This is a genomic window from Actinoalloteichus caeruleus DSM 43889, assembly GCF_000429185.2.
In the GTDB taxonomy this organism is placed as follows: Bacteria; Actinomycetota; Actinomycetes; order Mycobacteriales; family Pseudonocardiaceae; genus Actinoalloteichus_B; species Actinoalloteichus_B caeruleus.
On the sequence record NZ_AUBJ02000001.1, the window covers coordinates 2,421,812 to 2,446,465 of the forward strand.

General features: G+C 73.3%; 19 protein-coding genes and 1 pseudogene. 7 read left to right on the forward strand and 13 right to left on the reverse strand.

What is annotated here, in order from left to right:
* Window positions 1-81: 81 nt before the first annotated feature.
* From G443_RS08685 to G443_RS08695, 3 genes are read right to left on the reverse strand one after another with little or no spacing between them, the layout of a single operon-like run.
* Window positions 82-843, reverse strand: coding sequence for a succinate dehydrogenase/fumarate reductase iron-sulfur subunit (locus G443_RS08685; protein WP_026418889.1), 762 nt, complete (start codon window positions 841-843; stop codon window positions 82-84).
* Window positions 840-2,774 carry a fumarate reductase/succinate dehydrogenase flavoprotein subunit gene (locus tag G443_RS08690; RefSeq protein WP_026418890.1) on the reverse strand — a complete coding sequence of 645 codons (1,935 nt, stop codon included), beginning with the start codon at window positions 2,772-2,774 and terminating at the stop codon, window positions 840-842. The genes G443_RS08685 and G443_RS08690 overlap by 4 nt, the downstream gene beginning before the upstream one ends.
* Before the next feature lie 8 nt (window positions 2,775-2,782).
* Window positions 2,783-3,520 (reverse strand): succinate dehydrogenase cytochrome b subunit, encoded by a 738-nt coding sequence (locus G443_RS08695; protein ID WP_308208842.1) that lies wholly within the window; start codon window positions 3,518-3,520, stop codon window positions 2,783-2,785.
* Between the two features lie 78 nt (window positions 3,521-3,598).
* Here G443_RS08695 and G443_RS08700 point away from each other — a divergent pair, with 78 nt between their 5' ends.
* Window positions 3,599-4,537: a LysR family transcriptional regulator gene (locus G443_RS08700; protein ID WP_026418892.1), complete on the forward strand. Its 939-nt coding sequence runs from the start codon at window positions 3,599-3,601 to the stop codon at window positions 4,535-4,537.
* A gap of 32 nt (window positions 4,538-4,569) precedes the next feature.
* Here G443_RS08700 and G443_RS08705 read toward each other — a convergent pair whose 3' ends face one another.
* The 6 genes from G443_RS08705 to G443_RS08730 all read right to left on the reverse strand — a co-directional run bounded on the left by G443_RS08705 (window position 4,570) and on the right by G443_RS08730 (window position 10,749).
* A complete protein-coding gene (locus G443_RS08705) occupies window positions 4,570-5,457 on the reverse strand; it encodes a shikimate dehydrogenase (protein ID WP_081715439.1) in 888 nt (295 codons plus the stop codon).
* On the reverse strand, window positions 5,451-6,665 hold the full coding sequence (locus G443_RS08710; protein WP_026418894.1) for an endolytic transglycosylase MltG: 1,215 nt from the start codon (window positions 6,663-6,665) through the stop codon (window positions 5,451-5,453). The genes G443_RS08705 and G443_RS08710 overlap by 7 nt, the downstream gene beginning before the upstream one ends.
* Window positions 6,662-7,195: a Holliday junction resolvase RuvX gene (ruvX, locus tag G443_RS08715; protein WP_016696739.1), complete on the reverse strand. Its 534-nt coding sequence runs from the start codon at window positions 7,193-7,195 to the stop codon at window positions 6,662-6,664. The genes G443_RS08710 and ruvX overlap by 4 nt, the downstream gene beginning before the upstream one ends.
* Window positions 7,192-9,867 (reverse strand): alanine--tRNA ligase, encoded by a 2,676-nt coding sequence (gene alaS / locus G443_RS08720; protein WP_026418895.1) that lies wholly within the window; start codon window positions 9,865-9,867, stop codon window positions 7,192-7,194. Before alaS ends, ruvX begins: the two co-directional genes overlap by 4 nt.
* Before the next feature lie 94 nt (window positions 9,868-9,961).
* Window positions 9,962-10,345, reverse strand: coding sequence for a hypothetical protein (locus tag G443_RS08725; protein WP_081715440.1), 384 nt, complete (start codon window positions 10,343-10,345; stop codon window positions 9,962-9,964).
* Window positions 10,342-10,749, reverse strand: coding sequence for a DUF948 domain-containing protein (locus G443_RS08730; protein WP_016696743.1), 408 nt, complete (start codon window positions 10,747-10,749; stop codon window positions 10,342-10,344). Before G443_RS08730 ends, G443_RS08725 begins: the two co-directional genes overlap by 4 nt.
* 314 nt (window positions 10,750-11,063) lie before the next feature.
* Here G443_RS08730 and G443_RS08735 point away from each other — a divergent pair, with 314 nt between their 5' ends.
* The 6 genes and pseudogenes from G443_RS08735 (at window position 11,064) to G443_RS08760 (ending at window position 18,440) form a co-directional block, all read left to right on the forward strand.
* Complete coding sequence (locus G443_RS08735; RefSeq protein ID WP_026418896.1) at window positions 11,064-12,599, forward strand: pyridoxal phosphate-dependent decarboxylase family protein; 1,536 nt, start codon at window positions 11,064-11,066, stop codon at window positions 12,597-12,599.
* Window positions 12,596-13,210, forward strand: a pseudogene (locus G443_RS25815) (IucA/IucC family protein); the annotation flags it as partial. The gene G443_RS08735 and the pseudogene G443_RS25815, both read left to right, overlap by 4 nt.
* A 137-nt stretch (window positions 13,211-13,347) precedes the next feature.
* Complete coding sequence (locus G443_RS25820; protein ID WP_372492963.1) at window positions 13,348-14,421, forward strand: IucA/IucC family protein; 1,074 nt, start codon at window positions 13,348-13,350, stop codon at window positions 14,419-14,421.
* Window positions 14,418-15,050 carry a GNAT family N-acetyltransferase gene (locus G443_RS08750; RefSeq protein ID WP_245588803.1) on the forward strand — a complete coding sequence of 211 codons (633 nt, stop codon included), beginning with the start codon at window positions 14,418-14,420 and terminating at the stop codon, window positions 15,048-15,050. The genes G443_RS25820 and G443_RS08750 overlap by 4 nt, the downstream gene beginning before the upstream one ends.
* Complete coding sequence (locus G443_RS08755) at window positions 15,047-16,390, forward strand: lysine N(6)-hydroxylase/L-ornithine N(5)-oxygenase family protein (RefSeq protein WP_035292122.1); 1,344 nt, start codon at window positions 15,047-15,049, stop codon at window positions 16,388-16,390. Before G443_RS08750 ends, G443_RS08755 begins: the two co-directional genes overlap by 4 nt.
* A 1-nt stretch (window position 16,391) precedes the next feature.
* Window positions 16,392-18,440, forward strand: coding sequence for an IucA/IucC family protein (locus G443_RS08760; protein ID WP_245588804.1), 2,049 nt, complete (start codon window positions 16,392-16,394; stop codon window positions 18,438-18,440).
* 112 nt (window positions 18,441-18,552) lie between these two features.
* Here the strand turns inward: G443_RS08760 and G443_RS08765 are convergent, their stop codons facing one another.
* The 4 genes from G443_RS08765 to aspS form a co-directional block, all read right to left on the reverse strand.
* Window positions 18,553-19,401, reverse strand: a complete 849-nt coding sequence (locus tag G443_RS08765; protein ID WP_026418900.1) for a sunset domain-containing protein — start codon at window positions 19,399-19,401, stop codon at window positions 18,553-18,555.
* A gap of 630 nt (window positions 19,402-20,031) precedes the next feature.
* Entirely contained in the window at window positions 20,032-21,420 is a 1,389-nt protein-coding gene (locus G443_RS08770) for a replication-associated recombination protein A (protein ID WP_026418901.1), read from the reverse strand.
* A 63-nt stretch (window positions 21,421-21,483) separates the two neighbouring features.
* Window positions 21,484-22,638, reverse strand: coding sequence for a hypothetical protein (locus tag G443_RS08775; protein WP_051313963.1), 1,155 nt, complete (start codon window positions 22,636-22,638; stop codon window positions 21,484-21,486).
* 173 nt (window positions 22,639-22,811) lie between these two features.
* Window positions 22,812-24,590 (reverse strand): aspartate--tRNA ligase, encoded by a 1,779-nt coding sequence (gene aspS / locus G443_RS08780; protein ID WP_026418903.1) that lies wholly within the window; start codon window positions 24,588-24,590, stop codon window positions 22,812-22,814.
* Window positions 24,591-24,654 lie beyond the last annotated feature (64 nt).

Sequence of the window (24,654 nt, forward strand, 5' to 3'; positions counted from 1 at the left end):
GCCGCCCGCATCCACCGCACCGCGTGTCCCACCACCGCGCCGCGGGCCCACGCCGGCGCCCGAGCGGCACCGGCCGACCGGTCAGGCCGGCCGACCGCCCGCACCGCGCAGGGACGCTCGCAACACGTCCTGGTTGAACTGGGCGATGTCGGCCAGGGGGATCCCCTTGGGGCAGACCGCGGTGCACTCGCCGGTGTTGGTGCAGCCGCCGAAACCCGCCTCGTCGTGCGCGGCGAGCATGTCCAGCGCGCGGGTGTCCCGCTCCGGCGCTCCCTGTGGCAGCCGGCCGAGGTGGGTGACCTTGGCGGCGGTGAACAGCATCGCCGACCCGTTGGGGCAGGCCGCCACGCAGGCACCGCAGCCGATGCAGGCGGCCGACTCGAAGGCCTTGTCCGCGTCGGCCCGCGCGACGGGCGTCGCGTGCGCCTCCGGCGCGCTGCCGGTGGACACGCTCACGTACCCGCCGGCCCGGACCACCTCGTCGAGCGCGCCCCGGTCGACCACCAGGTCCCGCACCACGGGGAACGGCGCGGCCCGCCACGGTTCCACCACGATGGTGTCGCCGTCGGTGAACTCCCTCATGTGCAGCTGGCAGGTGGTCGTGGCCCGCCGAGGGCCGTGCGCCACCCCGTTGATGGTCAGCCCGCACATGCCGCAGATGCCCTCACGGCAGTCGTGGTCGAAGGCCACCGGTTCCTCGCCCCGCAGCGTCAACCGCTCGTTGAGCACGTCGAGCATCTCCAGGAACGACATGTCGGGGCTGACGTCGTCGACGTCGTACTCCACCAGCCGGCCGGCGTCCTCCGACCCGGTCTGGCGCCACACACGCACGGTGAATCTCACTGGTAACTCCGCTGGGTCGGTTCGACGTGCTCGAAGGTCAGGGACTCCCGGCGCAGGAGCGGGGGCGTGCCGGTTCCCGTGTACTCCCAGGCCGCGACGTAGGCGAACTCGTCGTCGCGGCGCAGGGCCTCACCGTCGGGGGTCTGGCTCTCGGCCCGGAAGTGGCCGCCGCAGGACTCGGTGCGGTGCAGGGCGTCCAGGCACAGGAGCTCGGCGAGCTCCAGGAAGTCGGCGACGCGGCCGGCCCGCTCCAACGACTGGTTCAGGCCCTCCCCCGACCCTGGTACCCGCACCCGGCGCCAGAACTCGGCGCGGAGCTCGGGGATCCGCTCCAGGGCGTGCCGCAGCCCCTCCTCGGTGCGTTCCATCCCGCAGTGGTCCCAGAGCAGGCTCCCCAGCTCGCGGTGGAAGGAGTCGACGGTGCGGTCACCCTCGACCGACAACAGCCGCCGCACCCGTTCCTCCACGTCGGAACGCGCGGCCACGAGGTCGGGGTGCGCGTCGGTGACCTCGGGGAACGGTCCGTCGGCGAGGTAGCCGGCGATGGTGTTGGGCAGTACGAAGTACCCGTCGGCCAGCCCCTGCATCAGCGCGCTCGCACCGAGCCGGTTCGCCCCGTGGTCGGAGAAGTTCGCCTCACCGATGACGAAGAGGCCGGGGATGGTCGACTGGAGGTCGTAGTCCACCCAGAGGCCGCCCATCGTGTAGTGCACGGCAGGGTAGATGCGCATCGGGACCTGGTAGGGGTCCTCGCCGGTGATGCGCTGGTACATCTCGAACAGGTTGCCGTAGCGGGTCTCCACGGCCTCCCGGCCGAGCCGGTCGATCGCGTCGGCGAAGTCGAGGTAGACCCCGAGGCCGCCCGGTCCGACGCCGCGTCCGTCGTCGCACACCTTCTTCGCCGCCCGGGAGGCGATGTCCCGGGGCACGAGGTTGCCGAAGCTGGGGTAGGTCCGCTCCAGGTAGTAGTCGCGGTCCTCGGCGGGGATGTCACCGGGAGCCCGTCGTTCGTCGGGGTCCACCGGCACCCACACCCGGCCGTCGTTGCGCAGTGACTCGCTCATCAGGGTCAGCTTGGACTGGTGGTCGCCGCTGACGGGGATGCACGTCGGGTGGATCTGGGTGTAGCAGGGGTTGGCGAACAGTGCCCCCCGCCGGTGCGCCCGCCAGATCGCGGTGGCGTTGCACCCCTTCGCGTTGGTCGACAGATGGAACACGTTGCCGTACCCGCCGGTCGCCAGCACGACGGCGTCGGCGGTGTGCGTGCTCACCTCCCCGGTCACCAGGTCGCGGATGACGACTCCCCTGGCCCGGCCGTCCACCACGACGAGGTCGAGCATCTCGGTGCGCGGGTGCATGGTGACGGTGCCGGCCGCGATCTGGCGGGACAGCGCCTGGTAGGCGCCCAGCAGCAGCTGCTGCCCGGTCTGCCCCCGCGCGTAGAAGGTGCGGGAGACCTGCGCCCCGCCGAAGGACCGCGTGTCCAGCAGCCCCCCGTACTCGCGGGCGAAGGGCACCCCCTGGGCGACGCACTGGTCGATGATGGCGGTGCTGATCTCGGCGAGCCGGTACACGTTGGACTCCCTGGCCCGGAAGTCCCCGCCCTTGACGGTGTCGTAGAACAGCCGGTACACGCTGTCCCCGTCGTTGCGGTAGTTCTTGGCCGCGTTGATCCCGCCCTGGGCGGCGATGCTGTGCGCGCGCCGGGGGCTGTCCTGGTAGCAGAAGGACGACACCCGGTAGCCGAGCTCGCCCAGGGTGGCGGCGGCCGAGGCCCCCGCCAGCCCGGTGCCGACCACGATGACCCGCAGCCGCCTGCGGTTGGCCGGGTTCACCAGTCGGGTGCCGAAGCGGGCCCGTTCCCACCGGGTCTCGAGGGGGCCGTCCGGCGCCGCGCGGTCCACCAGCGGTTCGCCTTCGTCGTATCGCACGGGAAACCTCACTCCACCAGGCCGAACAGGACGGCGTACGGGACGGACAGGTAGCCGGCGGTCAACGCGACGGCCACCACCAGGGCGACGGTCCTGGCGAGCGGGCCGTGGCTGGCCCGCACCGTGCCCAGGCTCCGCAACGCGCTCCAGACGCCGTGCCGGACGTGGAGTCCGAGGGCCAGGATCGCGACCGTGTAGATGAGTACGACCCACCACTGCTGGAAACCCGAGGTGACGTTGAGGAACGGTTCCTCCGGCACGCCGTGCGGGTTGAGCCAGCCGACGGTGAGGTCGAGGACGTGGTAGATGACGAAGAGGGCGATGATGACCCCGCCCCACCGCATGGTGCGCGCGGCGTAGCCGCCCTGGACCGGGGGGCGGTGGCGGTAGCCGGACGGTCTGGCCGCCCGCGCCCTCCTCGCGAGCTGGATGGCCGCCGTCATGTGCAGGAGCACGCTGACCAGCAGGACGATCCGGATGGTCCACAGCACTCCGCTCTCGCCGAGGACGGCCGACCCCATCGCGCGCAGCCAGCGGGCGTAGGAGTCGAAGGCCGTCTCCCCGAAGAAGATCTTCAGGTTGCCGACCATGTGCGCCACGACGTAGAAGAAGAGGATGAAGCCGGTGACGGCCATCACCGCCTTCTTGCCCACGCTGGAGGCCCAGAGCCGGCGGAGCGGACCGGATCGGCGCGGGCTCCGGGCGGCGCGGCCAGGCGTCGCTGCCTTACCACTGGTGAGGGTCACGGAGCGACGGTAGGACCAGACACCACGAGTCGTCCAATATATGGAGATTCTGCTGTTGGTAGCCATACGCTATACATCGTGACCCTCCAGCAGCTCGTCTACTTCCTCGCGGTCGCCGAGACCCGCCATTTCACCCGGGCGGCGGACCAGTGCCACGTCGCGCAGCCCTCGTTGAGCAAGCAGATCCGCGCGCTGGAGGGCGAGTTGGGCGCGGCCCTGTTCCGCCGGTCGCGGGGGAACATCACCCTCACCCCGGCCGGGGAGGCGCTGCTCCCGCTCGCCACCCGCATCACCGCCGACGTGGACACGGCCCGCCGGGAGGTGGGCGAACTGGTGGGACTGCGCCGGGGGCGGGTCCAGATCGGCGCGACCCCGAGCCTGTGCCTCACCGTGCTGGCCCCGGTGCTGCGGCGCTTCCACCAGAGCTTCCCCGGGATCAGGCTGGTGGTGGAGGAGGGCGGCTCGCAGGACCTGATCCGGGAGCTGACCCAGGGCCGGCTCGACCTGGCCCTCATCATCACTCCCCCCGGCGGTACCGACCCCGCCCTGTCCACCACGGAGCTGCTGCGGGAGGAGCTGGTGGTCGCCTCGTCGGAGGCCAACCCGCTGCCGAGGCACCCGCTGGACGTCCGGGCGTTGGCCGACCACCCCATGATCATGTTCCGGCCCGGCTACGACCTGCGCACCGTCACGCTCGCCGCGTTCCGCGCGGCCGGCCTCGAACCGCGCATGGTGGTCGAGGGCGGCGAGCTGGACGCGGTCCTCCGCTTCGTCCAGGTCGGGCTCGGCGTCGCGATCGTGCCGAGCATGGTGCTGGCCGACCGCCCCGGGCTGCGCAGGACGCCGCTGGCCGCCCCCGGGCTGTCACGGACGGTGGCGCTGGCGCACCGGGGTGACACGGCGCCGACGCACGCCGCCCGCGCCCTGCGGGACACCCTGTTGGCGGTGCTCGCCGACACCGCCGCCGACGGGCTGCTCGGGCCGGGGGTTCGGGTTCTCGACGGCGCGGTCGACTGACATCCCGGGCCGCGTCGGTGCCGGCCTGGGTCTCAGACGTCCCCGGGGGCCAGCGGGAGCGGCAGGGTGTTCCCGGTGGCGGCCCGCAGGGCGTCCCGCATCGCCTCCCTCGGCGCGACCCGGCCGGTGAACTGCTCGAACTGCCCGAAGGCCTGGTGCAGCAGCATGTCCAACCCGGTGACCAGACGCCCACCGGCGGCGGCGACGGCCGTGCCCACGGGGGTGGGCCACGGGGCGTAGACGACGTCGAAGAGCCACCGCGCCACGGCGAGGTGCTCGGCGTGCCGGTCGGCGGCCCCGGCCGGGACCGTCGAGACCACCAGGTCGGCCTCGGCGGCCAGCGCGCGCAGGGACACCCGGTCGAAGGTGACGACCTCGACGTCGAGCCCGACCCGGCCCGCGCAGGCCACCGTCTCCTCGGCGCGGGCGGCGTCCCGCACCACCAGCGTCACCCCGGACAACCCGAACTCCGCCACCGCCGCCACCGCAGCGTTCGCGGTACCACCCGCGCCGAGGACGAGCCCCGGGCCGCCGGCGGGCCGGTAGCCGGCGGCGCGCAACGCCCCGGTCACCCCGGCGACGTCGGTGCAGTCCGCCCGCCAGCGGGGGCCGCCGTCCTCCGCCACCACGGGGACGAGGGTGTTGGCCGCCCCGACCGCGCGGGCGGTGGCGGTGACCTCGTCGGCGAACCGGAGGGCCGCCCTCTTGCCGGGCATGGTCACCGACAGGCCCGCCCATTCCGGGCCGAGCCCGCGCACCAGGCCCGGCAACCGGACCTCGTCGCACTCGATGCGCCGGTAGCTCCACCCCTCCAGGCCGAGGGCCGCGTAACCGGCCTCGTGCAACACCGGGGAGAGCGAGTGCTCGACCGGGGAACCGAGCACGGCGGCGTGACGCGCCGCGTCACGAGCCGTCACCACACCCCTGCCTCCTGTGCCCGCTGCACGTCCGCCTGGTGCTCGTCCAAGGTGTAGTTGAAGCAGGTGGTGCCGTCCGTCTCGCACTTCACGAAGTACATCCAGTCGCCCTCCTCGGGCTGGGCGGCGGCCTGGAGGGCCTCCACGCTGGGCGCGGAGACCGGCGTGGGCGGCAGCCCGAGGTGCTGGTAGGTGTTGTACGGGTTGGAGGTGTCGGCGCGTTCCTCCGGCCGCGTCCTGATCGCGGACTTGTTGTTCCAGTAGTTGACCGTCGAGTCGTACTCCAGCTTCTGCTGGTCGGCCTGGAGCCGGTTGTAGGTGACGCGGGCGACCTTCGCGAAGTCGCGCTCGACGGCTTCCTTCTCGTTGAGGGAGCCGATGATGAGCACCTCGTAGGGGGTGAAGCCGGTCTCGTTGGTCAGCTCCGGCATGCCGATCGCCTGCATCGACTGCGCGGACCTGCTGATGACGTGGGTCAGGATCTCCTGGGCGTCCCAACCCGGCCGCACCGTGTACATGCCGCGCAGGATCAGGCCCTCCAACCGCCGTTCCGGCGCGGGCGCGGCCGACGCCGGGCCGACCGCCCACTCCGGCACGCCCAACTCGGCCAGGTCGGCGTTGGTGGCGACGTCCCACAGCTCCTCGGTGGAGACGCAGGACTCGGCCCCGTCGGCCTCGTGGCAGCTCGCCTGGGCGAGCAGCGAGATGATGCCCGGGTCGACGTCGCCGTTGGGCAGGTCGACGTCGTGCAGCAGCTTGCCGCCCCGGATCTCGACCTGGCCGAGAGAGCCGCCGTCGAGCAGCATCGACACGGCCGCCTCGCCCGACATCTCCGAGCGCAGTTCGTAGAAGCCCGGCTGGACGCCCCGGGCCCGGGCGTCCTGCTCGGCGGCGACCGTGAAGGCGCGGACGCTGGCGACCACGCCCTCGTCGACCATCGCCTGGCCGATCTGGCTCAGGTTCGCGCCCTCCGGCACCTCGACGATGACGCTGCCGCTGCCCTCGCCCTCGAAGTCCTCGTACCCCCCGATGCCGGACAGCTCCCGCACCCCGTAGTAGGCCCCCACGCCGACCACGCCGAGCAGCAGGACCGCCACGGCGAGGGTGACCACCGACTTCCTGTTCCGCCGCTTGCCCGCGCCGCCCCCTCGGGCGTCACTCGCGCGGTCCTCCTCGGCCTCGTCCTCGAACAAGCCCAGGTCATCGCTCACGAGTTCTCCTCACAGGTATCCGGTTGGGGCCGGAGTGCCGCCGCACGCGCGTCCAGCCAGCCCTGCAGAATCTCCGTGGCAGCGGCCTGGTCGATGACCTGCCGCTGACGCCGCCCTCGGACCCCTAGATCGGACAACATGCGGGTCGCGCTGACGGTGGTGAGCCGCTCATCGGCCAGTTTCACCGGAACCGGTGTCACTCGCTCGGCGATCTTCGCGGCGTAGCGCCTGGCGTAGTCGGCGGAGGCGCCGTGGTCACCGGCCAGGGTCCTGGGCAGTCCGACGACCACCTCCACCACCCCGTGTTCCGCGACGAGCGCGCCGAGCTGGTCGATGTCCCGGTCCGCCGCCTCGTCGCGGGCCAGCGTGGTGAGCGGGGTGGCCAGCACCGGTCCGGGGTCGCTGAGCGCGAGGCCCACCCGGACGGAGCCGACGTCGACCCCGAGGCGGCGCCCCGGTCCGGCGTCGGCGTGCCCCGGGCGGTCCGGGTCACCCGGCCGCCACCGCTTGCCCCGCTCCCGGCGGCTCACCGATCGGCCACCGCACCGGCCAGCCCGACCCGCAGCGCGACGATCGCGTCCGGGATCCCGGCGGGACGCCCGCCGCCGCCCTGGGCCATGTCGGGCTTGCCGCCGCCCCGACCGCCGATGTGCTCGGCGAAGGAGGGGACCAGCTTGCCGGCGGCCACGCCGAGCTCGCGGGCACCGCTGGTGGTCGCCACCACGAAGTTGGCCTTGCCGGCGGCCTGGTCCCCGGAGAAGAGGGCGACGACGCCCGGCCCGGCCCCCAGCCGGTTGCGCACCTCGGTGGCCAGGTTCCGCAGGTCGCCACCCGAGGCACCGCTGACCTCCCTGGCCACCAGGCGGACGCCGTGGACGTCCTCGGCGGCGGCCGCCCACTCCCCCGCCGAGGACAGCAGGGCCGCCGCGCGCAGCTTCTCCAGCTCCTTCTCGGCGGCCCGCAGCCGCTCGACCAGGTTCTCGACCCGGGCGGGCACGTCCTTGCTCGGGATCTTCAACATGCCGGCCACGTTCTGCACGAGGGCGCGTTCCCTGGCCATGAAGCGGAAGGCCTCGATCCCGACGTAGGCCTCGATCCGCCGGGTGCCCGAGCCGACGGAGGACTCGCCGAGCAGGGCGACCGGGCCGATCTGCGCCGAGCGCTCCACGTGGGTGCCACCGCACAGCTCGCGGGACCACTCACCGCCGATCTCGATGACGCGCACGGTCTCGTCGTAGGTCTCCCCGAACAGCGCCAGCGCGCCGAGCCGCTGCGCCTCGGGCATCGAGGTGTAGAGCACGTGCACCGGGAAGTCGCTGCGCACCGCCAGGTTGGAGACCTCCTCGATCTCGCTGCGGGTCTCCGGGGAGAGCCCCCCTGGCCAGGCGAAGTCGAGCCGCAGGTACCCGGGCTTGTTGTAGGAACCGCTCTGCAACGCCGAGGGGCCGAGCACCTCGCGCAGGGCGGCGTGCACCACGTGCGTGCCCGAATGGCCCTGCCGCGCTCCGACTCGCCACTCCGGGTCGACCTTGGCCAGCACCTGCTGGCCCTCGACCAGCTCGCCCCGGCGGACGCGCACCTGGTGCACCCACAGCTTGCGCGCCACCTTCTGGACGTCGACGACCTCGAGTTCGAGGCCGTCGGCCACGATGGTCCCGGCGTCGCTCTCCTGCCCGCCGGACTCCGCGTAGAGGGGGGTGCGGTCGAGGACCAGCTCGACGATGTCGCCCTCGCCGGCGTGCCCGGTGCGCACGCCCTCGCTGAGCACCCCGAGGACGGTGGCCTCGCTCTCCAGCTCCTCGTACCCGGTGAACTCGGTCGCGCCCCGGTCCAGCAGCTCCCGGTACACCGAGCGGTCGCCGTGGCCGGTCTTGCGGGCGGCGGCGTCGGCCTTGGCGCGGGCGCGCTGCTCGGCCATCAACTTGCGGAAGCCGTCCTCGTCGACGGTGAGCCCGGCCTCCGCGGCCATCTCCATGGTGAGGTCGATGGGGAAGCCGTAGGTGTCGTGCAGCTGGAAGGCCTTGTCCCCGGAGAAGGTCGTGCCGCCGGCGGCCTTGGTCTCCCCCGCCGCCAGGTCGAAGATCTTCGACCCGCTGGCCAGCGTGGTGAGGAAGGTGTTCTCCTCGGCGCGCATGACCGCCTCGATGCGGGCGTAGTCGGTGGCCAGCTCGGGGTAGGCCGGGGCCATGGCGTCCCGCACGACCGCGCTGAAGTCGCCGAGCACCGGGTCGGTGACGCCGAGCAGGCGGGCCGACCGCACGATGCGGCGGAGCAGGCGCCGCAGCACGTAGCCCCGGGCCTCGTTCCCGGGGGTCACCCCGTCGGCGATCAGCATGACGCCCGAGCGCGCGTGGTCGGCGATCACCCGGAACCGCACGTCGTCGACCGGGTTGGTCCCGTAGCGGCGCCCGGTCAGCGCCTCGGCCCGCTCGATCACCGGGCGGACCAGGTCGGTCTCGTAGACGTTGTCCACGCCCTGGAGCAGCGCGGCCAGCCGCTCGACACCGAGTCCGGTGTCGATGTTCTTGGCTGGCAGGGTGCCCAGGATCGGGTAGCCCTCCTTGCCCGGCCCCTCGCCTCGGATGTCCTGCATGAACACCAGGTTCCAGATCTCGACGAACCGGTCCTCGTCGACCACCGGGCCGCCGTCGGGGCCGTGGGCGGGGCCCCGGTCGTAGTAGATCTCGGAGCTGGGGCCGCAGGGTCCCGGCACGCCCATCGACCAGAAGTTGTCCTGCATCCCCCGCCGCTGGACGCGCTCCTCCGGCAACCCGGCGATCCGCTTCCACAGGCCGGCGGCCTCGTCGTCGTCGTGGTAGACGGTCACCCAGATGCGGTTCGGGTCCAGGCCGTAGCCACCGTCGGCCTCGGAACCCGTGACCAGGTTCCAGGCGTGCTCGATGGCCCCCTCCTTGAAGTAGTCGCCGAAGGAGAAGTTGCCGGCCATCTGGAAGAAGGTGTTGTGCCGGCTGGTCTTGCCGACCTCGTCGATGTCCCCGGTGCGCACGCACTTCTGGATGCTGGTCGCCCTCGGGTAGGGGGCGGTGGCCTCACCGAGGAAGTAGGGCTTGAACGGCACCATGCCGGCGTTGACGAACAGCAGGGTCGGGTCGTCGAGGATCAGCGAGGCGCTGGGGACGACGGTGTGGCCGGCGCGCTCGAAGTGGTCCAGGAAACGCTTGCGGATCTCGTGGGTCTGCACGATCGGGTTCCTCGCGTGGTGCGGCGCCGCGGGCGCCGGTGGTCGGGACGGTCGGGGGCGGCGGAGGAGGACGGGCGGCGGTGGCCGCCCGGTCTCAGCTCTCCGCCCGACGCGCTCGTCCGCGCCCCGACCGGTCCACGGACCGGGCACGGACCGGCCTGGCCGCGTCCGCCGGAGCGAGTTCGCCGGCGACCGGGCGGAACCGCTCGGTGCGCGCCGAGTACTCGAAGTCGACCCGGCGGGCGGTGGGGAGCCCGGTGCGCCGCTCGACGACGTCGGCCAGCTCACGCTCCCGCTCGTTCATGCCGGCGCGGACCTCCGCGCCGAAGGCACCGACCGCGCTCGCCAGCTCGCTGATCGCCTCGCCGAGGTTGGCGGCCACCCCGGCCGGGGTGGCCTGCCGCGCGGCGGCGGTCGCCCGCCTGCTCAGCGCCACGCCGGCGGCGATTCCGACACCGAACCAGAACATCCTGCTCATCGACGCCCTCCCCGGCGGCCGGACCGACGGGACGGGCGGTCCTCCCCGGCCTTCTTCTTCCCGCGCCGACGAACCGCCTTGCTCACGCCGTAGGACAGAGCCGCCACCTTGACCAGCGGCCCACCGAGGGTCGCGGTGAACAGGGAACTCAGCGCGGAGACGTTGCCCGACACGGTACGCGCGTTCGAGGTGATGCCGTCCACTCGCTCCAACTGGGTGTTGACGTGGGTCAACGTGGTGTTGGCCTCGGTGAACAGGGGTTCGGACTGTTCGTGCGCCTTGCGGATGGCGATGGTCGCCTCGTCCAGCGTCCGCCCCAGCTTGACCAGCGGGATGGCCAGCAGCAACACCAGCAGCACGAACGCGCCGGCAGCCACGAGAGCGGCGATCTGGCCTGCCGACACACATGCCTCCTGGGAAATACGAGAAATGTTCGACAACGGGCGCCGAACGCCCGTCGGGTGAGAAGGCGCCACACTCCACCGCGCTCGTCCACGGGGACGGACGGCGAATCTCACGGGATCAGCGGTCAGGGTACCCCGTCCCGCCTCGGCGGCGGCCAGGAGTCCCCCGCCCGACCAAGATCAGCACGAGCGCTGGCTGAACGTGAGCCGCGACTCAGTTCTTGACAATGTTGATGTTGTGGTTAGCCTAACCTAACAACACGTACGGTGGCCGTTCGGTTACCTGAACGCCCTGATCACCCGCCGGAGGTTCCGTGCCCCAGGTCGCCAGAGCGTCCCTGCTGACCGTCCCGGCCCCACCATCGAGCCCGGAACCCTGGACGCGGTCCGATCCCGTGGCGGAGCTCCTCACCCACCTCACCGCCGTCCGCGAGGACGCCATCCCACCCGGCCGACCGCTGCCGGCCGGTGATCCGGCCGAAGTGCTCGACACCGTCGACCGGCTGCTCGGTCCGCCCCAGCTGCCCGGACGCGGCATCGGCGAGGCCGCCGCCCTGCGCCGGCTCGCGATCGCGCTGTCCGGGTTCGGGGTCGACCTCCGCCACCCCAGGACCGCCGCCCATCTCCAGGCACCGAGCCTGCCGATCGCGGCCGCCGCCGACGCCCTGGTGTCCCTGGCCAACCCCTCCGTCGACACCTACGACTCCGGCCCGTCCGGGGTGGCCGTGGAGCGCTGGGTGGTGCGCACCCTCGCCGGGCTCGCCGGCCTCGGCCCCGCCTCCGACGGGGTGCTCACTCCGGGCGGGTCCCTGTCCAACCTGCTCGGCCTCCTGCTCGCCAGGGACACCGCCGCGGCCCGTCTGGGGATCAACACCCGGCAGGACGGGCTCGCGGCCCTCCCCGGCCCGGTCGTGTTCTGCTCCGAGCTCGCCCACTTCTCCCTGCACCGCGCCTGCGCGGCACTCGGCCTCGGTGAGGCCGCGGTGCACCCGGTCCCGGTCGACCGCCACCGGCGGATGCGACCCGAGGCGCTCGTGCGCGAACTCCGCGACCTCCCCGGCCGGCGGACCCCGGTCGCCGTCGTCGCCACCGCCGGGACCACGGACTTCGGGAGCGTGGACCCGCTGCCCGAACTCGCCGAGATCGCCGCCGACCACGACCTCTGGCTGCACGTCGACGCCGCCCACGGCTTCGGCACCCTCTTCTCCGAACGGCTCTCCCCCCTGCTGGCGGGCATCACCGGCGCCGACTCCATCACCGGCGACCTGCACAAGCTGGGCTGGCAGCCCGCCCCGGCCAGCGTCCTGCTCGTCGCCGACGGCGCCTCCTTCGCGCCGCTGTCCCGGGAGGTCGCCTACCTCAACCCCTCCGACGACGCCGCCGAGGGGTTCGGCGGCCTGCTGGGCCACACCCTCCAGACCACCCGGCGACCCGACGCGGTGAAGATCGCCACCTCCCTGCTCGCCTACGGCCGGGCCCGACTCGGCGCGATGGTCGACCACTGCCACGACCTCGCCAACCACGCCCGGGGCCTGGTGGTCGCCGAACCCCGTCTCGAACTGCTGGCCGAGCCGACGATCAGCACCCTCCTCTTCCGCTACCTGCCCACTCCCGGCGTCGACGCCGACGCCGTGAACGCCGCGCTGCGCCGCGACCTGCTGCGGGACGCGCGGGCACTGGTCGGGCGGAGCGCCGTCACGCTGCACGGGGCCGAGACCGCACCGCTCACCAGCCTCAAACTCACCCTGATCAACCCGGCCGCCGCCACCGAGGACCTCGACGCGATCCTCGCCGCCGTGCTCGACGCCGGAGAACGGGCCGAGGCCGCCTGGAAGGAGCGCTACGCATGACCGAACAGCCCGCCGGCACGGCCGTCGCCGACGATCACGCCCCCCGGCCATCGGAACCTCCCGGCCCCGACCCGCTGTGCGACCCGGACCCGGGCGTCGCGGCCGCGCACGCCCACCTGGAGGCCCTGCTGCGCTGCTGGGTGCGGGAGAAGGCGATCGCCGTACCGGCCACCGGGGAGTTGACCGTGCCGCTCCGGCGCGGCGGCCTCGTGCTGCGCGCCCCGGTGCTGCGCCGCTCACCCACCGAATGGCACCGCTTCGGGCCGGTCCGCCTCACCGGGACCTCAGGGGAGGACGCCGGCGAGGCCGACCCGGTCGTCGTCGCGGCCCTGCTCGCCGACGAGGCCGCCCGGGGCGAGGCCGGCCGGGACCCGGCCAGGGGCGGCGTCGACCCCGGCGAGGTGGCCGACCTCGTGGCCCGGACGGCCGACTCGGTCATCCGCGTCCGGGGGTTCATCCGCCACCACCGGGAGCGCCCGACCGACGAGCGGGACGGCTTCCTGGCGGCCGAGCAGTCCCTGGTGCTGGGGCACCTGCACCACCCGGCGGCCAAGAGCAGGGACGGACTGGCCGAGGAGGAGGCGGCGCGGTACTCGCCGGAACTGCGGGGCTCGTTCCAGCTCCACTGGTTCGCCGTCGACGCCGACCTCGTCTCCCAGGACGCGGTCACCGGCTCGCCCGCGCTCGGCGGCCGCGACACCGCCGCGCTGCTCGCCGAGATCTCCGGCCTGGACACGCCCCCGGCCGGGTGCTCGTCCCCGCCCACCCGTGGCAGGCCGCCGTCGCGGTGCGCCGGCCACGGCTGGAGGCGATGGTGCGCTCGGGCCGCCTCGTGCCGCTCGGCGCCGCCGGCCGGCCGTGGTGGCCCACGTCGAGCGTGCGGACCCTCTACCAGCCCGGCTCCCCCGTCATGCTGAAACTCTCGCTCGGGCTGCGGCTGACCAACTCACGACGCGAGTCGACCCGCACGGAACTCCGGCGGGGACTGGAGGTCCACCGGTTGCTCGACGCCGGCCACGGCGAGGCCACCGAGCGAGCCCACCCGCGCTTCCGGATCATCCGGGACCCGGGCTGGCTGGCCATCGACGACCCAGGCCGACCGGGAGGCCCGGAGGTCACCGGCCTCGACGTCGCCGTGCGCGAGTCCCCGGAGGACATCGCCGAACACCGCTGCCTGGCCGGTCTGGTGGCTCCCCGACCGGGTTGCGGGCCCAGCCTGCTCGGCGGGCTGCTCGCCGGTCGCGGCCCGGCCGCGGCCCGGCGCTGGGTGGTCGACTACACCGACCGGGTGCTCGTGCCCATGCTGCACCTCTACGCCGTGACCGGTATCGGGTTGGAGGCGCACCAGCAGAACACCCTCGTCCGCCTCGACGGCGCCGGGGACGTCGTGGGCGGGGCCTTCCGCGACAACCAGGGTTACTACCTGGCGGCGTCCCGGCTGCCCTCGGTGCTGGCCCGCACCGGGAGCGAGGAGTCCACCCTCGCCGTCGTCGACGACCGCCTCGTCGACGACCGCCTGTCCTACTACCTCCTCCGCAACCAGGCGCTGGCCGTCGTCGGCTGCCTCGGGGAGGAAGGGCTGCTCCCCGAGGAGACGGGCCTGGTCCTGCTCGCCGACCGGCTGCGCGCCGCGCTGCCCGACCTGGCCGCCGCCGGGCCGGACGGCGACCGGCTGGCCCGGCGCTGGCTGGACACCGTCACCCTCCCCTGCAAGGCCAACCTGCTGACCCGGCTCCACGGCATCGACGAGGTCCTCGCCCCACTGGACGCCCAGTCGGTGTACCTGCCGGCCCCCAACCCGCTGACAGGAGCCACCCCGTGAGCAGTCCTCCCACCAGCCCGGCCCCCTCCGACACCTCCGTCCCGGACCGCACCGAGGTGCCGGCTCCCCCGGTCCCGGAGCTCGCCGGGCGCTGGCGACTGCGGGCGATGGCGTCCCCCGGCTCCGGTGCCCGCGCCGCCGAGGACCTCGACCTCGTCTACCAGTGGATGCGCACGCCGCACGTCGCCGCGTTCTGGGCGCAGGCCTGGACCCGTCACCGCTGGGAACAGGAGATCGACGACCAACTCGCCGGTGCCCACTCGCGGCCGGTCCTGGCCCTCCGGGACGGCGTCCCCCTGGGGTACCTGGAGATCTACCGGGTGTGCCGCAACCGCCTGGCCGCCCATTACCCGTTCCTTCCCCATGACGTCGGGGTCCACCTGGCGATCGGGGACCGCGCCCAGCTCGGCCAGGGCCTCGGCCGCGAGCTGCTCGTCGCGCTCGCCACCGCGGTGCTGGCGGAGGAACCGGCCTGCCGCCGGGTGGTGGCCGAACCGGCCGTCGCGAACGTCGGATCGGTCCGGTGCTTCCTGGCCGCCGGGTTCCGCCACCTCGGTGAGATCACGCTGCCCGACAAACTCGCCGCCCTCATGGTGCGTCCCCGTTCCGAAGGAGACCTCCCCACGTGAGCACGTCCCCACCCCGGTCCACCGCTCCGCTGCCGGCCAGCACCGACCTGCTGGCGGTGGGGTGTGGTCCGTTCAACCTCGGACTCGCCGCCCTCGCGTCCACGGTGCACGACCTCGACCTGGTCGTCTGCGAGGAGCACGACGAACTCAGCTGGCACCCGGGGCTGATGTTCGACGACGCGCTGCTCCAGGTCAGCTTCCTCGCGGACCTGGTGACCCTCGTCGACCCCGGGCACCCGTTGTCCTTCCTCCACTACCTCCGGGACCGGGGCCGGCTGTACCGCTTCTACGTGCGGGAACGCTTCCACCCGACCAGGCTGGAGTACCAGGACTACCTCCGCTGGGCCGCGGACCGGTTACCTGCCGTCCGGTTCGGGCACCGGGTGGAGACCGTGACCTGGGACGTCCGTTCCGGCCGCTTCGCCGTCGACGTCCGGGACACCTCGGGAACCACCACCACGGTGCTGGCCCGGGACCTGGTCCTCGGGATCGGCACCGAACCCTCGATCCCCCCGGCACTCGCCGGACTCCCCGCCGAACGTCTGGTGCACAGCGGGGACTACCTGCGCCGCGCCACCGCCGTCGACCAGGCGGGCAGGGTCACCGTGGTGGGCTCCGGGCAGTCCGGAGCGGAGGTCACGCTCGACCTGCTGCGCAGGGCAACCGAGGCCCCGGCGGTGAGCTGGCTGACCAGGACACCCGTGTTCGCCCCGCTCGACTACAGCAAGCTCGTGCTCGAGATGACCACACCCGACTACGTCCGCTACTTCCACGGCCTGGACGGCGCGGTGCGGGACACCCTCGTCGCCGAGCAGTGGCGGCACTACAAGGGCATCTCGGAATCCACCCTGGAGGAGCTGCACGACGCGCTCTACCGGCGGCAGCTGCGCCCGGGATCCGCCGACGTGGAACTCCGTGCCGGCGTCGCCGTGCTCGGAGCCGAGGAGGACCCGTCCGGGGGTGTCGTCCTGACCTGCCACCACGCCGACACCGGCCGGGAGTTCCGGCACCGGACGGACCTGGTCGTCGCGGCGACGGGCTACCGGCACCGCCCCCCGAGCCTCCTCGACCCGCTGACGCCGGCGATCCGCACCGACCACGCGGACCGGCCGGTGGTGCGGCTCGACCACTCCGTCGAGCTCGCCCCCCACGTCACCGGGCGGGTGTTCGTCTCCAACGCCGACCTGCACAGCCACGGGGTGGCCGCGCCCGACCTGGGCATCGGTGCGGTGCGCAACGCGACCATCCTCAACGCCGTCACCGGCCGGGAGTGCTACCCCCCGCCCCGCGACACCGCGTTCACCCGTTTCGCCCCACCGACGCTCGACGGAGGTGCCTGAGGTGGCACGACGCACGACGGAGGGGACCACCGCCGGCTCGGCCCGGCCCGCCCCGGCCGCCGACCCGGCCGAACCCGGTTCGGGTTCCGCCGGGCGCTCCACCCCGGGCGTCCGGGGAACGCGGACACCGGACCGCGACGCGCCGTCGCCCCCCGGGGGCGCCGAGGGCACGTCGAGCGCCGCCCCGGAGGACGCCACACGGAGGGACGGCCCTCCCGTGCCCCGGGACGACCGGCACCCGTCCCCACCGACCCGCACCGCCCTCCGCGCGGCGGCCTGGTCCAGGGCTTCCCGGGCCCTGCTGGCCAAGCTCATCGGGGAACTGTCCTTCGAGGACCTCCTTCGCCCCGCCCGCCAGGAGGACGGCGACCACCTCCTGGAGCTGCCCACCGCCACCTACCTCTTCTCCGCCGACCGCACCGACTTCGGCGGGTGGTCGGTCTGCCCCGGGAGCATCCGCCGCCGGGCCACCGGCCTGCTCGGTGACCGGCTCACCCAACCGGCGGAGGACGTCCAGCAGTTCCTGCTCGACGCGGCCCCCGTGATCGGGATGCCGCCGGCCACCCTGGCGAACTACCTGTCGGAGCTGACCGCGACGCTCACCGCCGACGTGGAGCTGGCGACGACGGCGCTGCCCGCGAGGACACTCGCCACCCTCGGCCACGCCGAAGTGGAGGGCCACCTCACCGGACACCCCTGGCTGGTGGCGAACAAGGGCCGGGTCGGATTCGCGGCCTCGGACCTGGCCGCCTACGCACCGGAGGCCAGGACCCCGCTGCGGCTGCCGTGGCTGGCCGTCCAGCGGGGGCTCGCCGAGTTCCGCGGCACCCCCGACCTCTCCGAGGACGGCGTGGTGGCCAGCGAACTCGACCAGGACACCCGCGAACGGTTCGCCTCCGTACTCCGCGACGCCGGCCTCGTCCCCGGCACCCACGTGTGGTTCCCGGTCCACCCCTGGCAGCTCGACCACGTGGTGCGCACCCTGTGGGCTCCGGAGCTGGCCACCGGGCGGATCGTCGAACTGGGCACGGCCCCCGACCGGTACCTGCCCACCCAGTCGATCCGGACCATGTCCAACGTGGACAGGCCGGACCGGCTCCAGGTGAAGCTGCCGCTGCGCATCCTGAACACCGCCGTCTGGCGGGGCATCCCGCCGCACTGCACCGTCGCCGCGCCCTCGGTGACGCGGTGGCTGCGGGGCCTCTGGGCCGCCGACGAGCGGTTCGCCGGCTGGGGGGCCACCCTCCTGGGCGAGGTGGCGTCGGTGACGGTGCGGCACCCACGGCTGAGCGCGGCCGGCGAGGTCCCCTACACCTGGTTGGAGACGCTGGGCTGCGTGTGGCGGGAACCCGTGGACCCGCTGCTCGGCCCCGACCAGGGCTGCTGGCCCCTCGCCGCGGTCCTGCACGTCGACCCGCACGGCGGCGACCTGGTGGGTGCCTACCTGGAGGCCGGTGACCACGACGTGGACGCCTGGGTGGCCGCGTTGCTGCGCGTGCTGCTGCGCCCGCTGCTCCACCTGCTCTACCGCTACGGGATCACCGTGAACCCCCACGGGGAGAACGTGCTGATCACCACCGACGCGCGGGGGCTCCCGACCGGGGCGGTGCTCAAGGACCTCATCGACGACGTGAACGTGTCCCTCGACGCGGTCCCCGAGCGCGGCCCCGAACCCGATTCCCACGACAGGGTGCTCCCCAGGAAGCCGTGGCCCGTGCTGCGCCAGTACCTGGTGGACGCGCTGCTGGTCGGCGTCCTCCGCCCCCTGGCGGTCCTGTTGGAGGAGCGGCACGGCCTGGCGCGCCCCCGGCTGTGGGGGCGGGTGCGCGGCGAGATCGACGCCTACCGGCGGCGGTTCCCGGAACTCGCCGACCGGATCGAGGCCGGATCCCTGACGGTGCCGGAGTTCCCCCGGTACCCGCTCAACGGCGACCGCCTCGTCCAGACCGGGTACGCCGAACTCCCCTACCGGCACGCCATCCGCCCGAGGGGGACCGTTCCCAGTCCGCTGCGCGACGTGCCACCGCTCCCACCCCCCGACGGCTGGTGACTCGTGGGGGCGCGACCGGGCCGGCCGGTGGGGCCGCTGGGCCCAGCGCTCCCCGGGCACGCCGACGCCCACCGGGCGGCGACTGTCGACCCGGTGGGCGTCCTCGCGGCGCTCAGGCCGAGGTGGTCACCCGCCGCCTGGCGCGCCAGGCGGCGAAGCCGGCCCGCTCGGCGTCGTCGGCCGACCGGAACCAGATGTCCGCCTTGGTGCGGCGGTAGTAGGGCGAGTCCTCGGTGTGGTAGGTCATGGACCGCTTCTTGGCCTTCACCGGGTAGCCCTCCGGGTGGCCGGTGGCATCGGCCTCCGCGAGCACCGAGTTCGGGTACGGGCCCGTCGAGGGCGTGTCCTCGCGTTCCGGGGTCGCCAGTTCGGTGCCGGCCGGGCCGTCCTCCTCCACGGACGCGTGCGCCCGGCTCCCGTTGGTCGCGGCCCGGCCGTTCAGGTCGGGGTCGGTCCGGGCGCTGGGCACCGACGTCGCGCCGCTGGCGGCCTCCGGTGCGCCGGCTCCGTCGCCCGCACCGGCCACGGCGGCGGCTCCGGCCCGCCGGTCGGATGTGCCCGGGGCACCGTTCGCGGACCCCACGGGCTCCTCCTCGGCGCGGTCGGCCGACGTCTCCTCCTGGTCGGCGACGACGATCACGGAGACGGGTACGTCCCGCAGCGCCTCCGCGTCCCGCTTCTCCCGCTCCGACACGTCCTCCGACCCGTCCTCCGGCTCCTCCAGCCCGTCGGCGGCCGGCCGGTCGGAGCCCGCCACGGGGGCGGCGTCCCGCTCGCCCTCGGAGAGCAGGTGGTCGAGAGGCGCCTGGTCCGTCGCCGAGGTGTTCTCGGCGTCGCCGGCCGCCGCCGCCCCGCTCGCCCGCCTCCGCATCGGGCGGAGCACGAGCAGCGTGACCGCGACCACCCCGAGCGCGAAAGAAACCAGGCACCACAGGAATATCTGGCTGAACAGCCAGCCCATACGCGTTTCCCTCCCTTGAGCACGATCACACCCGATCACCGGAAAGGTCCGCGCGATTCCCGACCGTGCCGATTCCCGGCCGGACCACCGCGGGCTTCTCGGCTGTGGCGTGTCCTCTGGTTTCCACTGGTGGCCACGAACCACCGTTGGCGGCTGTCGTGCGCCGGGCCACCGTCAGCCCGCCCGGTCCGGTGGTCACCGTGTCGCCGCTGACCACCGCGACCTCGGGTTGTCCCGTCCGCTCGGGGACTACCCGCACTGGTCGGGCCGACGCACGGCTTGATCGCCAGCAGGTACTTCATACTTGACTGGCAGCGCCCATGCCAGCGCCAAGACCACAAGGTGTGAGTCCTCCGCCGAATTTCACCAATTCGAGCAAGGAGTTCCGCACTCCCGGTCAGAATTCTCCCCGCTGCATCCCGTACTTCTCACGAACAAGCGACAAGTCCGGTGGCAGCACTCGACATTCTCCGGATCGTGTCACACGCGGTGATCAACAACGGACACGCCCGGGTCGCCGGCCATGCGGACCAGCGACGGCCCGCGACACACCGCGCGGCCGGCCGCACTCGCCGGCCACCTCCGGAGCCCCGCACCCCCGGGGCCGCGCCCGCGACGACACGCACCGGTTCACTGGCCGTCCCGGCCGGCTCCGTCCCCGCTCGACTCGTCGCCGCGCACCACCCGTCGCAGCCGGGGGACCCGGTCGGCGAGGGCCCGTTCCGCTCCCCGGGCCGCCGGCTGGTAGTAGTCGCGGCCGACGAGCTGGTCGGGCGGGTACTGCTGGGTCAGCACGCCCTCGGGCACGTCATGGGGGTACCGGTACCGCTCGGCGTGCCCGAGCCGAGCGGCGCCCGCGTAGTGCCCGTCGCGCAGGTGCGGCGGCACGGCGCCCACCGCCCCCCGGTTCACGTCGGCCACCGCCGCGTCGATCGCCGTGATCACCGCGTTCGACTTCGGGGCGGTCGCCAGGTGGATCGTCGCCTGGGCCAGCGCGAGCCGTGCCTCGGGCATCCCGATGAGCTGCACGGCCTGGGCGGCGGACACGGCGGCGGTGAGGGCCGTCGGATCGGCGAGGCCGATGTCCTCACTGGCGTGCACGACCAGCCGGCGCGCGATGAAGCGCGGGTCCTCCCCTGCGGCGACCATCCTGGCCAGGTAGTGCAGCGCGGCGTCGACGTCCGACCCCCGGATGGACTTGATGAAGGCGCTGGTCACGTCGTAGTGCTGGTCGCCCTGCCGGTCGTAGCGCACGGCGGCCCGGTTCACCGTGTCCTCCACGGTGTCGAGGGTGATCGTGGCCTCCCCGACGGAGTCACTGGCCTCGGCGGCCGCCTCCAGGGCGGTGAGCGCCCTCCTGGCGTCGCCGCCGGCGAGGCGGACCAGGTGGTCCTCGGCGTCGGTGGCGAGCTCCAGCCGTCCCCCCAAGCCCCGTTCCTCGGCCAACGCCCGCCGGACGAGTTCGCGGACCGCCTCGTCCTCGAGCGGCCGCAGCTGGAGGACCAGCGACCGGGAGAGCAGCGGGGCGACCACGGAGAAGAACGGGTTCTCGGTGGTCGCGGCCACGAGCAGGATGATCCGGTCCTCCACCGCACCCAACAGGGCGTCCTGCTGGGTGCGGGAGAAGCGGTGGACCTCGTCGATGAACAGCACCGTCCGCTCGGACCGCCGGCCGAGGCGACGCCGCGCCTCCTCGATGACCGCGCGCACCTCCTTCACCCCGGCGGAGAGCGCGGAGAGCGCGACGAACCGGCGACCGGTGGCGAGCGACACCAGGGAGGCGAGGGTGGTCTTGCCGGTGCCGGGCGGCCCGTACAGCATCACCGAGGCGGGAGCCCCGCCCTCGACCAACCGCCGCAGCGGCGCCCCCGGGTGCAGGAGGTGGTCCTGGCCCACCACCTCGTCCAGCGTGCGGGGTCGCATCCGCACCGGGAGGGGCGCGTTCGCCGCGACCGCCTCGTCGGCGTCCTGCTGGACCTGCGCCTCGAACAGGCCCTCGTCGAAGAGTCCGTCTGCCACGGCGACGACGCTACCCGGCGACCCGGTCGGGTCGGTCCGGCGACCGCCGGGGGGACGCCGTGGTCAGCGGAAGGCCGGGTAGGTGGGCAACTGCTGGGTCTTGAGGCCGAAGTGCGCCCGGATGCCCTCCGCGACCTGCTCGGCGTGCTCCCGCATGGTGGGGCTGAGCCGCTCGTCCCCGGCGAGGCGCTCCCACTGCGTGAGCAGGGTGAGGTACCGCAGGATCGGGTCGCCGTGGTCGTTGGCGGCGGGGACGTCGGCGCTCCGCTCGTTGGCGATGCCCAACAGCTTCCAGGTGGTCAGCCAGGCCCACAGCAGCTGCGCCCTGAGCAGCCACGGCATCAGCACGGCGTCGTCGTCGAGCTCGGGCCACACGGCGCTGACCTCGGACCGCCACGCCGCGAGCATCGCCTGGGACATGCGAGCGGGGATCGCCGAGCCGCACCAGCAGGAGGCGAAGGGCACGCTGAGGTTGACCGCGTCCAGCGCGATGTCGCGCATGCAGCCGCCCTCGAAGTCGAGGAAGCGGACCCCGGAGCTGGTGACGACGCTGTTGTCCGGGCAGATCTCCGAAGGGCTGAACGCGCGGTAGCGGCCGCGCGCGAAGAGGCGGACCTCCTCACCCAACTCCGCCAGCACCGCGTCCGGGGTGTCGACGCCGACCGTCTCGGCCAGCAGGGTCGGCAGCTCGGCCAGCATCCGTTCGGAGTCCTCGACGGCGGCCGGCCGCGCCGGTTCGAGCCCGCCGAGCCGGCGGACCAGGGTGTCGAAGTCCGCTTCCCGCCCGGCCGTGCTGGCGTGGAGGCGACCGAGCCCCCTCGCCCAGGCGAGCAGGGCCGTCTCGGCGGCCCGGGTGTCCGAGCCCTCCAGCCGGTCGGTCAGGGTCGGGGCGCGGCCGAGGTCCTCCAGGATGACCAGCCGCTCGCTGGCGTCCTGACCGACGAGTTCCGGACCCACCCAGGTCTCGGAGGGCAGGGCGGTGAGCAACTGGCAGCTGGCCGCCTCGTGGGCGAAGGGGTCGGCGGCCGCCTCGGGCGCGGGGCCCTGGTAGTGCTTGATCACCAGCGATCGGGGCAGCGAGAACGGGTTCTCGACCACCCTGACCCTGATCACCACAGCGCGGCCGCTGCCGCCCAGGTCCTCCGGGTCGCCCAGCCGCACCGGGGCTCCGAAGCGACGGGACAGCGCGGACTCAGCGGCGGCAACCGTTGGAGTCATCCCAGTGGTTTCTTCGGTTGTGCCGTCGACCGCCGTTGGCCGACCGACCGCAATCTCCAGACTCATCTCTTCCGACCCTACCGCTGTTCGGGTCCTCATTTGGCCACTCTGCGTAGTACATCAAGGTGAATTCGGGGTGTCCGGGCGTGTCGCACCCGGACACCCCGCGTTCCTCATGCCTCCGCGGTCTTCCTGACCGGCTTCGCGTCAACACCGGCCTCCCGGCGCTGCTGGAGGGTGATGGGCGCCGGAGCCTGCGTCAACGGGTCGAAACCGCCTCCCGACTTCGGGAACGCGATGACGTCGCGCAGCGAGTCCGCGCCAGCCAGCAGCATGACGATGCGGTCCCACCCGAAGGCGATGCCGCCGTGCGGCGGGGGGCCGAACTTGAAGGCGTCCAGCAGGAACCCGAACTTCTCCCGCGCGTCCTCGGAACCGATCCCCATGACCTCGAAGACGCGCTCCTGCACGTCGCGCTGGTGGATCCGGATCGAGCCACCGCCGATCTCGTTGCCGTTGCAGACGAGGTCGTAGGCGTAGGCGAGGGCGTGCTCCGGGTCCTGGTCGAACCGGTCGATCCACTCGGGGGTCGGCGAGGTGAAGGCGTGGTGCACCGCCGTCCACCGGCCGGAGCCGACGGCGACGTCGTCGGTCTCGTCGACGGACTCGAACATGGGCGCGTCGGTGACCCAGACGAAGGACCACGCGTCCTCGTCGACCATTCCCGTGCGGCGCGCGATCTCCAGCCTGGCCGCCCCCAGCAGCGCCCGGGCGTCGGAGGGCCGGCCGGCCGCGAAGAAGACGCAGTCGCCGGGAGCGGCGCCGACCGCCTTGGCCAGTCCCTCCCGCTCCCCGTCGGAGAGGTTCTTGGCGACCGGGCCACCCAGGGTGCCGTCCTCGGCGACGAGCACGTAGGCCAGTCCCTTGGCGCCGCGCTGCCTCGCCCAGTCCTGCCAGGCGTCGAGCTGGCGGCGCGGTTGGTCCGCGCCACCCGGCATGACCACGGCGCCCACGTAGGGCGCCTGGAAGACCCGGAAGGTCGTCTCCGAGAAGTACTCGGTCATCTCGGTCAGTTCGAGACCGAACCGCAGGTCCGGCTTGTCCGTCCCGTACCGCGACATGGCCTCGTGGTAGGTGATCCTCGGGATGGGCGTGGTGATCTCGTGGTCCGCCAGCTCGGCCCACAGCGCGGAGACGATGCGCTCGCCGAGCTCGATCACGTCCTCCTGCTCGACGAAGCTCATCTCGATGTCGAGCTGGGTGAACTCCGGCTGCCGGTCGGCCCGGAAGTCCTCGTCCCGGTAGCAGCGCGCGATCTGGTAGTAGCGCTCCACCCCGCCCACCATGAGCAGCTGCTTGAACAGCTGCGGGGACTGCGGCAACGCGTACCAGGAGCCGGGTTGGAGGCGGGCCGGGACGAGGAAGTCCCTGGCGCCCTCGGGAGTGGACCGGGTGAGGGTCGGGGTCTCGACCTCGACGAACCGCCGCTCGTCGAGCACGGAGCGGGCGACGCGGTTGGCCTCGCTGCGCAGCCGCAGCGCGCGGGCGGGACCGGAACGCCGCAGGTCCAGGTACCGGTACCGCAGCCGGACCTCCTCCCCCGCCTCCACGTGCTCGTCGAGCGGGAAGGGCAGCGCGGCCGACTCGGACAACACGTCCAGCTCGGTGACCGTGACCTCGATCTCGCCGGTGGGGATCTCGGGGTTCTCGTTGCCCTCCGGGCGGACGACGACCTCGCCGGTGACCCGCAGGCAGAACTCGGAGCGCAGGCGGTGGGCCCGCTCGGCCATCTCGCCCTCGCGGAAGACCACCTGGGCGACGCCGGAGGCGTCGCGAAGGTCGATGAAGATCACTCCCCCGTGATCGCGACGGCGCGCCACCCACCCGGTGAGGGTGATGGTCTGGCCTACATGCTCGGCGCGCAGGGCGCCGGCCTCATGCGTGCGCAACACGAGTTCGGGTCTCCTTGTCCTGAGATGTGCGTAGGCTGGGTCGCCAGCCAGGTACGCCAGGGTG